At 45.4% G+C, this 13,511-nt stretch carries 6 protein-coding genes; 4 read left to right on the top strand and 2 right to left on the bottom strand.

Going from position 1 to position 13,511, the window contains the following annotated elements:
- Positions 1-120: 120 nt before the first annotated feature.
- Positions 121-3,681, bottom strand: coding sequence for a ZmpA/ZmpB/ZmpC family metallo-endopeptidase (locus ACERC5_RS08850; RefSeq protein ID WP_373660588.1), 3,561 nt, complete (start codon positions 3,679-3,681; stop codon positions 121-123).
- A gap of 184 nt (positions 3,682-3,865) precedes the next feature.
- Positions 3,866-5,563, bottom strand: a complete 1,698-nt coding sequence (locus ACERC5_RS08845) for a M3 family oligoendopeptidase (RefSeq protein ID WP_373660587.1) — start codon at positions 5,561-5,563, stop codon at positions 3,866-3,868.
- Positions 5,564-5,725: 162 nt separating this feature from the next.
- Between ACERC5_RS08845 and ACERC5_RS08840 the strand changes: the two genes are divergently transcribed.
- The 4 genes from ACERC5_RS08840 (at position 5,726) to ACERC5_RS08825 (ending at position 13,263) form a co-directional block, all read left to right on the top strand.
- Complete coding sequence (locus ACERC5_RS08840) at positions 5,726-11,983, top strand: ZmpA/ZmpB/ZmpC family metallo-endopeptidase (RefSeq protein ID WP_373660586.1); 6,258 nt, start codon at positions 5,726-5,728, stop codon at positions 11,981-11,983.
- A 143-nt stretch (positions 11,984-12,126) separates the two neighbouring features.
- Positions 12,127-12,462, top strand: a complete 336-nt coding sequence (locus ACERC5_RS08835) for a PadR family transcriptional regulator (RefSeq protein WP_373659523.1) — start codon at positions 12,127-12,129, stop codon at positions 12,460-12,462.
- A gap of 220 nt (positions 12,463-12,682) precedes the next feature.
- The gene (locus ACERC5_RS08830) at positions 12,683-12,961 is read left to right on the top strand and encodes a hypothetical protein (RefSeq protein WP_373660585.1); all 279 of its coding nucleotides are present in this window, start codon (positions 12,683-12,685) and stop codon (positions 12,959-12,961) included.
- Positions 12,943-13,263: a hypothetical protein gene (locus ACERC5_RS08825; RefSeq protein WP_373659524.1), complete on the top strand. Its 321-nt coding sequence runs from the start codon at positions 12,943-12,945 to the stop codon at positions 13,261-13,263. Before ACERC5_RS08830 ends, ACERC5_RS08825 begins: the two co-directional genes overlap by 19 nt.
- Positions 13,264-13,511 lie beyond the last annotated feature (248 nt).

Below are 13,511 nucleotides of genomic sequence, written 5' to 3'. Positions count from 1 at the left end.
GTCCACTGGTGGAACCATCATCGCATTCACGGTAGTCTCGATTACCAAACACCTATGGTTAAGCGAGTTATCGCTTAACAAAAACACTTTATAAAAATTGTACAGAAAAGGGGTGCCTTTTCACTTGATTATATCGCGAGGTTGTTTGAGAACAGCCTCTGCCTCAGCATAGTCTAGGGTATAAAGCACATCAAAGACACTACTCATGTAGCCTTTCAAATCACTAGCCTGTTTGAAGCGGTCTGGCGAGACATTGACATAGCGTCTAGCCTGTTCATATTCCTTGAGTTTGCTAAAATCAAAGATGAGGTTATAGGTTAATGCATCCTCAGCATGGAGGAAGTAAGAGCTTGATTGTAAGAGCCCCAGTGCATAGTTTTCAGCTCCCATACCAGCTCGTCGGTCATAACCACCTAGATAGGCTATACCGTCGTTATTATGAACAGTTTCGTGGGTAAAGACAGAAGCGCCATAATCATCCAGTAATTTATCATAAACAAAGGCAATCCGTGTGCCATCGGCAAAGGCCCCCTGACCAGCTCCATAAGGGAAGAACGCACGATTTCCGATAGGTCCAAAGAAATCCCTAATGGCTTGATTAGCTTCTGTACCGAACATCGGTAACCACTTCTGGTTGTTGTTGACATAGTAGCCATCCCATACAGGCATTGGCTTGATGATGCGGTCACGACTACGCGCTGGCGCCAAACGGTACCACGCATCAAAATGCCTTGCCTGACGTTCAGCTGTCAAGCGAACCCGTTCCTTGATGTGCTCAATTTGCTCGGCGCGTGACTGACTGCTGCTGGTGTCAATGTATCTGTCATACATGCCGTAGGAGATAGATCCCATGGTGGTGATGATGTAAATCCCCTCTTTAGCGGTTAGCAGTGGTAGGATACCGTTTTGCTCACGGTCGCTAGATAGCAAATGGTAAACACGGACATCTTGGTCAGGTAGCTCTTTTGATTTTTCCTCAACGATATAGGCCTTGGTTGTTGCTTTGAACCAGCTGTTATCATCAGTAAAGTCGGTGAAGAGTTTTCGGTTCGTTGTCAAATAGCTGAGCAGGTCAGTTTTACCAGTATTTGGCGCAATTTTTTCAGCATAAGTTCGCACATGGTTGGCAGGATTTAGGAGCTCATACCCCTCTTTCCCTTCAGTCAAATTGACCAGCCATTCCAAGGTGTGGACAGGCTTGCCAAAGAAATCCTGATGGAAGCTTATCATGTCTTTCAAAGCTGTTGTTTGCTGGGTGCTAGCATTGGTTAGAGCAAGATCATACCAGCGGTTCAAATAAGCCAAACCTAACAAGATACGCTCCTTATTGATCTGGATGTAGTCAATCAGATACTGGTCAAAGTTACCCCCTGTCGTGTTCATAACCCTGTCAGTTGCCAAAATCTGGCGGAGCTGGTTAGGGAGGTCAGATTTGATGGTGTTGAAACTATCCTCCAGATACAGCTTGTCCATGGCATCTGACAAACTACCGAATTTAGGGTCGATTGCCAGGGCACTAGACATGCTTGGTGATTTGTAAGCTAAGTTCTCAAGACTTGGTAACACAGCTGTGATGATATTATCATGGTTGGATAGAAACTGATTAGGGGTATAAATTAAATTGGTTCCTGTGATTGTGTACTCGCTCACCACCGGATTAGCAAAATTTTCCTTGAAGGCTATTAGCAAATAGCTGATGCTATCATCTTCAAAGTGCAACAGGAGACGGTTGAGCTCCGTGCGTACCCTGCTGACATCGGCAATGAGCTTGTCGCCGATCATTGGAGTGACAGACAAAAGCCTGTTGGTGTAGAGTTTATCCGTCTGGTCAATCTGATTGACGACATTCACAATCGTTTCTTTATTATAGAACGGTAGGAGTTTTTCCGTATTAGCATAGGCAATCTCACGATTTTTGCTAGCACCAGGCAAAAGTGTGTAGTCTGTTTGCCGTCTGTTAACATTAGTAGCTAGCGGAGCATTTTTGCCGATATAGAAACTGAACTGTTCACGGTACTTGCCTGCCTCGCTGGTTTCGACCAGTTGATCAAAAGCTGTTGTCACTTTGTAAACTGGTTGACCATTTAGCGTGGTCTCTTCGATATGTTGAATGGGTAGGAGAATATCTTTGAAACGCTTGGAACTCACACGAGCCATATATTCAGACGGGGCAAGCATCGGCTGCTCTTTGAAGCTATCAATGGTCAGTAGTTGCCCATTTTGATAGGTCTGTAAGGTGACGGTATCAACATCTTTAATCTCCAGCTTTTTGAGCGATAAGGTGAGTTCACGCCGGTCAATCAATTCTGCCTGAGGTGTCTGGTCAGTGGTATAGACCATCACTGTGCGGAGTGAATAAGGGGTATTGTAATCAGCTAATGAAATGACTTTTCCAGAGGGTTCCTCTTTTGAAACGAAGAACTCGCCGACCTGTTCGTTGTCTTTATAAACGCGGATGACGGCCTTTTCAAAAGCTTGGTCAGGGTCTGTTAGTTGATAGGCTATTGTAGCTGTCTTAGTCAAATTATCTTGAGAAAGACTCGCTACAGTGAGTGACGGCACTTGCTTTTTAGCTTGCAACAGACTGATGGCCTGGATAATGGTTTGAACAGAAGCGTCAATTTGTTCTTGATTTGATTGACTATCTTGAAGAATAGCTTGTGCTTGAGCGAGTTTATCTTGAAGATTTTCCCAGCTTCTTGTAGTATAAGGTGATGATTCGAGCTGCTGAGCTTCGGTCAGTGCGATGGCTAAGCGACTTTCATCAAGGGAAGTTTCAGGGACACTAGGCTTGCTTTCTGAGTTTTCCTCAGTTTCTTCCTGCTTGTCACTAGGTTCAGTTGCTTCATCAGGTTTGTCCAGAGGTTTATTTGTCTCTGGTTTATCAGAATGGTCAGCTGTTTCTTCACTTACTGGGTTGCTTGTATTTTGATTAGTTTCACCTGTATCTTTTTGAGCCTTTTCCGATGATGAGGGCGATTCAGTTTCTAACCTAGTCTCATTTGTTATCTCAGCTTTATCCTCTGGCGAATAATCTTCGTGTTGGCTAGCTTGGTTGATTTTGCTAGCTGAGAAATAGTAGCTGAAGCCTTGACCATTGATAGTGCTCTCTGGCTGTGGTAGTTGCTCGCCTAAAGTAACGAGGTGTGTCTCCGTCAGAAATGCCTGTAGCCCAGCTTCGATGGCTCTGCTATTGGCAGTCGTGAGGACTGCCCCGCCCAAACAACTAATGATAATGAGCTTAGCCACCCGTTTTTTATCATGTTTGGTCAGTAGAAGCCCAACAGCAGTAATGCCTAACCCTGCCAATAGCCCGATGAGGTGACGCGCTTGATCGCCAGTATTAGGGAGTCGAAGAAGTCCTTTATTTTCTTGATAAGCGAGGATGTAGGTGGAGTCTGCTTGTGCGATTTCTTGGCTGAATTGCTTGCCGTCAATCAGTTGTTCTTTTTCATGACTACTGAGATCTGTGTAATTGACATAATGATAGGTGATGGTGACTTGTTCATCCAGAGTATCAGCCTGAGCCGTCACTGGTGAACAAGTTGGAGCGAATTTGGCTAAATGGTCGGGGAAACTCTGCCCAACGATAGCTGTAGTAGCAATACCGACAACGGTCGATGCAACAGCAACTTTTAATTTACGAATGGAAAACCTTAGTGTTTTGTTTGTCCAATTCATACTATCTTCCTTTCTTAATATAGATATTGTATGCGTTATCAGTATATCATAAAAAGGTTTTTTGTCTGCTAATAAATGGCAAAATAAACAAAAAAAATACAAAAACCCATGTCATCTAATAGACAACATGGGTGAGAGATTCGGTTATCTTTGGGATAATAGGATGGCAGGTCGGAACTGAATATTATAGTTGATTATCCTCGACCTTATTGAGGTAAGTTTCTACTGCTTTCAAGGTGTCTTCTAATGCCCCTTCTTCAAATGGTGAACGTAAATTGGCAGCGGCAACGATTTGCAGGAAAGTCTTGGTGCCACCCAGTTGACAGATGTGGAGGTAGTCTGCCCAGGCTGTTTCGTTCTTGTCCACCTGCGTGCGTTTCCAGAATTGTAGGGCGCAGACTTGAGCCAGTGTGTAGTCGATGTAGTAGAACGGACTAGAGAAGATATGTCCTTGGCGGAACCAGAAAATACCGCGGTCAAGCGCTTCTGATTCAGAGTAGTCCTTGCTTGGCAGGTATTCTTTTTCCAAGCGTCGCCAAGTGGCTTTACGCTCAGCAGGTGTCATGTGTGGCTTTTCATAGACGTCGTGCTGGAAGTGATCGACAAGAACCCCATACGGCAGGAAGAAGAGGGTACCAGACAGGTGGCTGAAGCGGTATTTATTGGCCTCTTCTTTGAAGAAATGTTCCATCCATGGCCAAGTGATAAATTCCATGGACATGGAGTGGATCTCACAAGATTCATAGGTTGGCCAGAGGACTTCACCAGCAGAAATCCAGCGAGAGTTATAGACTTGGAAGGCGTGTCCTGCTTCATGGGTCAAGACATCGATGTCACCGCTGGTACCATTGAAATTGGCAAAGATAAAGGGACTGCGGTAGTTTGGAATGTAGGTACAATATCCGCCAGTGTCCTTGCCGTCTTTTGCAACCAAGTCCAAGAGGTCGTTGTCCACCAAGTAGTCAAAGAACTCGCCTGTCTCTTTAGAGAGCTCACGGTACATGCTTTGTGCAGCGACTACTAGTTCGTCAGGGGTGCCCTTTGGTGTGGCGTTGCCCGCTAAAAATTCTAGGCCGAGGTCGTAATGCTTGAGCTCGCTTAATCCAATCCGCTTGGCTTGACGCTCACGGAGTTGGTTGACAATCGGAACCACCAGACGCTTGATTTCTTCACGGTAGGTCTTGACCATGTCTCGGTCGTAGTCAAAGCGGTTCATGAGCTTGTAGCTATATTCGACATAGTCCTTAAAGCCCAGAGTGGTCGCGATCTCATGGCGAACCTTGACCAACTTGTCATAGATGTCATCAAAGTCAGCCTCATGTTGCTCAAAGTAGGCAGTCACGGTGTCTACGGCTTCCTTACGAGTGGCACGATCTAGATTTTCATAGAATGGAACCATTTGAGAGATGTTGTAAGTACCGCCTTGGAAGTCCATCTGAGCGGTCGCCATCAGCTTGTTGTAGCGGTCAACCAGCTCATTTTCCTTTTGGAAAAGAGGGATAGCCGCTGAAGAAAAGGTAGCCAGCTTATTTTCTGCCATGAGGAAGAAGGTTTCAGGCAAGAGGTCGCTCAAATCATCACGGAAAGAACTAGCAAGCACGGCCTTATAGTAGTCTGTGAAAATCTCGTCAAAGAGCGGTCCATGCTCGTTCCAGAAGTCAGTTTCTTGGTTGTAAAAGTCATCTTTGACATTGATGGAGTGACGGATGGAGCAGAGGGTGCTCTGGGTGTCGATGTCTGCTTGGATAGACTGGATAGCACGGATAGCAGCCTTGGTGTCCTCTAGGGTCTGAGTTGCACGAAGCTGGGCAGTTAGCTCTGCCATTTGCCCCTTAATTGCAGCGTAATCAGGACGAGTGTAAGTATAGTTGGTAAATGTCATAAAAAAACTCCTTTTCTTTTATTGTACGGTATTTCAGATGATTTGACAACCATCCGCTGAAATGAGAAAACATGAAAAGACCTTAAAAGACCTTATGTTGGACTTCCTCTTTGTTTTATGCTATAATATCTAAGCTTACCAATACTTAAGAGGAATGATGCCATGGGATGGAATGATAAACAATTGCGTTTTTCGATTAGAAAGTTTAAGGTTGCTGTCGCGTCAACGGTTGTTGGCATAGCTATCTTTGGAGGATTAGCTGGTTTACAGACTGGTTATGTTGCTGCAAATGAGCAAACAACAGCACAAGTTCAGTCAGAGAAAACCGTGACCATTGATTATATTTATGTCAACTATGATGAGTTAACGCCTGAGCAACAAAACCTACTTAGACGTACCGATAAAGATTTTGCAGAGGAAATTGCGACCGACAACCAGTCGTATGTCTTAGTTTATAAGAGAGATACTGGTCTGCTGTCTCTGCCGAGCACTGGGGACACAGCGACGACCTTGCTGACACTCTTGGGTAGTTTAGGGATTATTGGGGTGATTCTTGCCGTAAAACGCCAAAATAAGCACTTAGTCGCTCAGCTCATCGTTATTACTGGTTTAGCTGGGGCGGTACTTTCTGTGACGGATACAGAGGCTTTACAAACTGCCTTGAAACACTTTCTCACAGAGCAATATGTGGTGACGGTTGGGGAACATTTGCCTAGACCGAAACAGCTTTCCGAGCTTGTAGACCATCAGCGATTTGCTTATTACATTTTTCAAGAAGAATTAGAACCAGATAAAGCTCCAATTCAAAAAACTTCTCCGGTAGATAAAAAGGAAGAGGGCGAATTTCCTATTGAGCAAAGTCAAAAAGATGACCTGTCACAGGCTGAGGAGGCAACAGGTAAAGATTCTGAACAGTTGAGTCAGAATGAATCAACGATTTCCCCTGTAATTCCGACTCCAACGCCAATGCCACCAGCACCACCGACCAGTCCAGTCACTCCAGCTCCGCCAGTCGAGGGTGTCGAGGTTGTTGAGAGCCGTGTGGCAGTCGTGTCTACTGATGTTGACTACATCGACAGTGATGAACTGTATGTTGGCGAAACCCAGCTGATTAGTGAGGCGGTCTCAGGTGAGAAGCTTATTTCGACCAGCTACAAAACCCTAGATGGACAGCGTACGGATGAGATTGTCGGCAGTCCAGTCGAGACCCTAGTCAGCGCACCTGTTAATGCCAAGGTTAAGCGAGGGACTAAACCTCGTGAGACCGTTCTTCCGACTCCAACGCCAATGCCACCAGCACCACCGGCCAGTCCAGTCACTCCAGCTCCGCCAGTCGAGGGTGTCGAGGTTGTTGAAAGCCGTGTGGCAGTCGTGTCTACTGATGTTGACTACATCGACAGTGATGAACTGTATGTCGGCGAAACCCAGCTAATTAGCGAAGCGATTTCGGGCGAAAAGATTGTTTCGACCACTTATAAAACTCTAGATGGACAGCGTACGGATGAGGTTGTAGGCACACCTACTGAGGAGGTCACGACCCAGCCCGTTAAGGCAGTTGTTAAACGTGGGACTAAGCCGATTGCAGGTCAGGTGACCGAGGAGCGTACGGAGCCAATCGCTCACGGTGAGCGTATGGTTGAGGACCCTGAACAGTATACAGACTATCGTGCCGAGGCAGAAGGTGCTGATGGTGTTCTAACCATTACCGAAACCTTTGCGACGGTGAGAGGTCAAAAAGAGGGCTCGCCGCTCACTAGCAGCAGCCGTGTGACGACTGCGCCAGTTGACAAGGTCATTACTGTAGGTATCAAGCCAATCGAAGGCACGACAACAGTTGTGACGACAGCTCCAGTGACGACTCCGGAGATTGACTACCAAGATAGCTCAGACCTTTACGAGGGAGAGACCCAAGAGGTCAGCCCAGCTGTTGCAGGTGAGAAGACCATCACGACCGTTTACAAAACTGTTCGTGGAGTTCAGACATCAGAAGTCGTCGGTACCCCGACTGAGGCAATCACGACCCAACCCGTTAAGGCGGTTGTCAAGCGAGGGACAAAAGTGAGAACAGAAGCTGAGCGTCAGAATCCGATGCCAGCGGCAGCAGTTCAAACAGTTTCTGTTGGTCAACGCCCGAGTGCTGAGGCTAGTGTTGAGGCGACAGGTTTGACCAATGTGGCTAGTTATACTTGGCAGACAGAGCCGTCAACATCGACCGTTGGTCAGAATGTTCCAGGGATCGTTTTGGTGACTTATACTGATCAGTCGACAGATTTGGTTCCTGTCACCATCAACGTCATCCAAAATAAGACCAAGCCAAATCTGATTTTGGAAGAGTTGGTTGAGTTCGATGAGGACAAGAAAATAACCCTCAACTATGCCCTAGAAGATCCAACCAATAGCTACAAGGGAGCGACCATCTCGATTTATAATGGTGATGCACTGGTCAGAGAATTTACCCTATCGACCATGGATGCATTTGATGTGTCTGATTTGGATTGGAACATTACCTACACCCTCAAAGGCAGATTCACCTATGATTTGGAAGACGGTAACGGGGTTAAAACAGAGGACTTGAGTATTCGCCAGTTTGAGCTGGACTACAAGCACTTGGAAATCAAACACGTGGTGTCTGCTGGTCTCTTCCAGAAACAGACTGATGGCATCTATAAGCAACTTGATATGATAAAAGAAGCACCAACAGCGCTAACCGACTATTATGTTAAGGTTAATTCTGATCAGCAGCGAGATATTTACCTGTCAGTCAATAGCATTGAAGCGGTTGAAAAGGACGGTAAACAACTCTACAAGGTCGTGACGGCAGCACCAGAGTTGATTCAGTATAGCGATGATTTAGGTAAGAATCAAGATAACTACACCTTCTACGTGCGCCAGTTTGTCCCAAGTGAAGGCAATAAAATACGCACGTTTGCTGATCTAGTTACTGCTCTGTCGGCCAATCGAACAGGGACATTTGAGCTGGATGAGGACCTGAAGGCAGATGAGTATACTCTCCCTGTTGGCGCTAAAAGCTATGTCGCTGGTAATTTCTTTGGTCGTCTGTTGGGCAACAACCATGCCATTTACAACCTCAAGGCACCGCTCTTTGAAGGCCTGCAAAACAATTTTGAAATCCGCGATTTAGATTTGAAGCAGGTGGCTATCAACCAACCAGCAGCCGCCGAGATTGGGGCTTTGGCCAAGACAGCTTATGGCTATGGAGAAGGGCTAGTGAGCAATGTGGCTGTTCAAGGCTCAATCTTGGCCAACCGCAGTGTTGGAGGCTTGATTTATCGGGCTAATAATGTGCGCTTGGAGCAGGTGGCCTTTGAAGGAGACATCACCGCTCGAAACAGCAGTACCGCTAACTTTACTGGTGGTTTAATTGGTTATGCGCAGTCTAATACTCAGGTCAATGGTGCTATCATTGATGCGACGATTCGGGTTAATGGACAGTATGCTGGTACTCGTGCTGGTGGTGCCGTTGGTGTTTTGGAGCATGCTAGAACAGGTCTGACCAATCTAGTGGCCAAGGGTGTTCTGGATAACAGCAGCGGAAATACCTCAGCCTATGTCGGAGGTCTCGTTGGGCAAGTGATTGCTAGTCCGCAGTTTACTAATACCATCACTGAAGTCAAGGTGGCCAAAGGCCGATTAGCAATTGGTAATTTAACCAATACACCTTCGCGTGTCTTTGATATTGTGACGGTTAATGGCGTCTCAACTGGGTCAAGTGATGAGACAGCAACGAGCATCACGGCTGAAGCTGCTAAGGCTAAGCAAGACGCCATGGGACTAACGGTAACATTGGCAGATTCAGGCATTGACCTCAATGTTTATAATGTTGACTATCAAGCGGTTCGTGGGGCTCAAGCCTCTAAGGTGCTGGCCTACAAAAACATTGAGAAATTCATGCCGCTTTATAACAAGGAATTTATTGTCAAACACGGTAACCTTTTGGCAGCCGACCATGACTTGGTGACCAAGACGGTAGTATCCGTGATTCCGATGGCAGATGATCGATTTGTATCGGATTATCTAACGGATAAGCAAGCCATTAACAGGGTTATGGTCTACTTTGCGGATGACACGAAGGCTTATTATAATGTCGCTTATCTTGAAGACTTTAAGCAGACGGGTGTTGCTGAGTACCAAGTTGATGGTCTGTCCTTGCTCTACACGCCTGAGCAGATTTTGAGTCATCTGCCGAGCCTAGCTAGCCGTGTCTTGCCAGCCTTGAGTGGCGTGGACTATTATGCCCCCGAGACCCTAACGGCTCTCGGGAAGACCGGCAATGCTCAGGAGTTGATGGATAAGCTCTACCTGAAGGAATCCTTTGATGCCATTAAGGGCAATCTAGTTAATGTCTTGCAGGGAGTTTTGTCCACTGCTGATGTCATTGCCACCGATCGAACCGACTTGGTAGATCACATCGTCAAGAACAAGGAAGCCTTAATCATGGGACTGTCCTATGTCAACCGTTGGTTTAACATTGATTTTGGTCAGGTCAATGCTAGAGACCTAATCCTATATCACCAGGATCTCTTTGGCAAGTCAGCTAGTACCTTAGATTGGTTAATCAGCCTTGGTCAGTCCTATGACCAGCTCAAGTTGATTAATCATTTGGATACTTATGCCACTATCACCAAAGCCTACACAGGTGTGGCTGATGAATTTGACTACCTCAGTGCTTATCGTCGTCTCTTTACCTCCATGGATGAGAATACTTGGTTTAAGGTAACATCTAAAGCTTATATGGCTGAAGGAAATTCGCTGGCCAAACCAGATGCAGAGGTGCGCGCCTACCATAAACTCCTTGAAGATGGACAAGCTAAGAAATTTATCTTGCCACTATTGACTGCTAGGGAAGGTATTTTCTTCATTTCCAACATGTCAACACTTAACTTCGGCATGTTTGACCGCTACATGGATATGAACTTGAAGGTGACAGATCCAGTCCGTTACGAAGCTGAGTTGGCTAGAGTTAAGGCCATGGTAGATATCAGCAATATCCGCTATCGAGATCATTTTGACTTTTGGTATCGGATGTCACTTGATTCCGTTAAGGATAAAAATATCAAAGCGGTACCGAACTGGGATGGTTACAATATCAACCGTTCAGGCTTGAATAATGGGCGTTGGTTGCCAATGTTTGGCGATACTAACGATGCTATTAAGGACTTCTTTGGTCCTATTGATGGAGCTTTGTGGTCACAATTTGGAAACAATGGTGCTGGTGCTTATGCGACTGGTTCATACACCCACTTCATTATCCTAAAAATGTTGGAAGAAGAAGGGGCTTCTGGGCACACTCATGAAATGGTTCATAATTCTGATGGCGCGATTTACTTGGGAGGTTACGGTCGTCGTTTTGGACAAGGAGCTGAGCTCTACGCCTTGGGCATGCTTCAAGCACCGTACACGGCTCAGACCAACTATTTTGCCATTAACAACCTCTTTGACTTCCGTGGTACGGCTGCAGAAAATGCAGATAACCGCTATCATAATCTATCTCCAGATCGCTTCCAGACGAGTGATGATTTGAAAGATTACTTCCGCGGGGTGTTCGATGTGCTGTACACCCTGGATCAGGTTGAGGCTGAAACCGTCTTGTCTCTGCCAAAAGACCAGCAACGTCTTTTCTATCATAAGATTGAAAATGACTATATTCAAGATGTCAACCTTAGCATTCCAACTCATGCTGGTAACCGTGTACGTAAATTTACGGATGCAGAATGGCAAGGCATGACCCTGACCCGTGTGGCAGATTTAATTGATCATGATATTGTGAGCAACCGTGAGTTTGCGATTAATAGTGGCACGAGCCGAGACTACGCCCGAAATGGCTACCATACCGTACCGTTCTTCTCAGCGATTTACTCTGCCTTGGATAATCCAAACGGGGCGCCCGGAGACATCATGTTCCGTCGTATGGCCTTTGAACTCTTGGCTGCCAAAGGCTACGAGGGCGGTTTCCTACCATATGTTTCTGGTCAGTATGCTCAGCTCGCGACAGACCGTGGCATCACAGGGACCGAGACTTGGCCGAGAAACCATACTGTGGGTAGGATTACTGATAGTTTGGTCTTTGAGCAAGTCTTTGGTAGCGAATACTCTGACTGGAAAGCCTTCAAGAAAGCCATGTTCCAAGAACGAGCAGATAAGCTGAATAGCTTAAAACCTGTCACCATTACCTACAAGGGAGCAACGGTGACCATTTCATCAGCTGACCAACTCAAACAACTGATGGCAGAAGCAACCCGAGAAGATATGAACAGGTTTTTGACCGGCACACCAATTAGTGTGACTGCTAACAATAACGCTTACGCTAGCAATTCTCGCGTGAAAGAATTGAAGGCGAAAATCTTTAATGCTTACTTGCGTCAGACAGATGACTTTAGAACATCAATTTACAGCAACTAGGCGAATACTTGAAAGGTTTGGAGAAGACATTCTTCAAACCTTTTATTTTTAATCACTATTATGTTTTACAAACTAGTTGATACATGCTATACTAGCATTAGACAACTAATAGGTAAAACATACTAGATGAGAAAGGAGTAAAGATGGCAGAAACACAGTTACTTAAGGGAGTGCTTGAAGGGTGTGTGCTTGATGTCATTGCACAGGAGGAAATTTACGGCTATGAACTTATTCAACGCCTAAAACAGCATGGCTTTTCAACGATTATCGGCGGAACGATTTATCCTTTGCTGCAAAAGTTAGAAAAAAGAGGCTTGATAGCAGGTGTGATGAGAGCTTCGCCAGATGGACCTGACCGTAAATATTTTCAGCTGACGGAGGATGGTCGGGTTTACCTGAATGATTTTTGGAAGCAATGGACAGAATTAGTGGATAAAGTTAGTCAAGTTAACGGAGGAAAATATGATGAAAAGACCTAACATCTATCACTATCAGCAATAGATCAATCAAATCCTCAAGGCATTGCGACCTGAAAACAGGGCTTATTTTGACCAGCTGGAACAGTACATAATTTCCACAGCTTTGACCCGTGATGAGGAAAAGCTCTATGAACAGATTTATACCATGGCGAGGGATTTGTAGGAGGCGGAAAAAGACGGGCTTACTGCTGAAGATTTTTTTGGTACCCAGCCCAAAGATATGGCGGATGAGCTATTAGCTAATAGTCCTAAAAACCCTTTGAGACGTTTCTTGGAATTTACGGTTGTCTTTATGGTTGTTAATCTTTTCTTGTCTTTTTTCAAAACAGGGCAACTGACAGTGGACATGGTAAAGGAACTCGTAACTGCTGGGCTTATGGTGGCAGGTCTAGCCTTTGTTTATCACCAAAGAAGAAAAAGTTCTATAAAACTCCGTTCAATCCTTATAGGAAAACAGTTTGGTACGGTCTGGTGTTTGGGATGCTTCTCCCTCGTTTGATCGAGCACTTACCTGCTTCAGGTCTGCTCATAACCATTCCGAGTCCACTGGACAGTGTTGTTTTACTGGGCATCATTGTCTTTCTCGCTTACAAACTCTGGCCGATGCCAAGCTATCGCCTCCTTCTCTTGCCAGCCCTTGCGCTTTGGTTTGGCGGTTTCTTGGGACAATGGCAGAGCAGGGGAGTAGATGTCGATATGTTGAGCAGCTTTTGGTTCAAAAGTTTACTGGTTTTGGCTATGGTTGGTCTGTCCTTATTTGTAGTGATAAGAAAACAGCGACAAGAACGCGGACTCGATTAGAACGAGCTCCTATTGGAGAGATTTAAACCTTACCTTGCTAAGCAGGGTAAGGTTTGTGCTATAATGAAAAAAGGAGGATAAGCGCATGAAGACTAATGTGATACTTGGCTTGGTATTTTTGATGTGAATCGGTTACACTAAACTAGACAGAATTTATAAAGTGTTCTACACTAAAGAAAACAGGAGAACTCTATGTCTAGAAAAATCCGTCGTCAATTTAGTGATGACTTTAAGCAACAAATTGTTGA

The sequence above is a fragment of the Streptococcus sp. E24BD genome, assembly GCF_041807825.1.
Classification (GTDB): Bacteria; Bacillota; Bacilli; order Lactobacillales; family Streptococcaceae; genus Streptococcus; species Streptococcus entericus.
The sequence above is the reverse complement of the archived record's forward strand: the minus strand, read 5'-3'. Positions and strand labels throughout refer to the sequence as shown.

Bases quoted from the DNA above. Each gene is read 5' to 3' on its own strand.
- ACERC5_RS08850 (WP_373660588.1), bottom strand. From the start codon at position 3,681: ATGAATTGGACAAACAAAACACTAAGGTTTTCCATTCGTAAATTAAAA.
- ACERC5_RS08845 (WP_373660587.1), bottom strand. From the start codon at position 5,563: ATGACATTTACCAACTATACTTACACTCGTCCTGATTACGCTGCAATT.
- ACERC5_RS08840 (WP_373660586.1), top strand. From the start codon at position 5,726: ATGGGATGGAATGATAAACAATTGCGTTTTTCGATTAGAAAGTTTAAG.
- ACERC5_RS08835 (WP_373659523.1), top strand. From the start codon at position 12,127: ATGGCAGAAACACAGTTACTTAAGGGAGTGCTTGAAGGGTGTGTGCTT.
- ACERC5_RS08830 (WP_373660585.1), top strand. From the start codon at position 12,683: ATGGCGGATGAGCTATTAGCTAATAGTCCTAAAAACCCTTTGAGACGT.
- ACERC5_RS08825 (WP_373659524.1), top strand. From the start codon at position 12,943: ATGCTTCTCCCTCGTTTGATCGAGCACTTACCTGCTTCAGGTCTGCTC.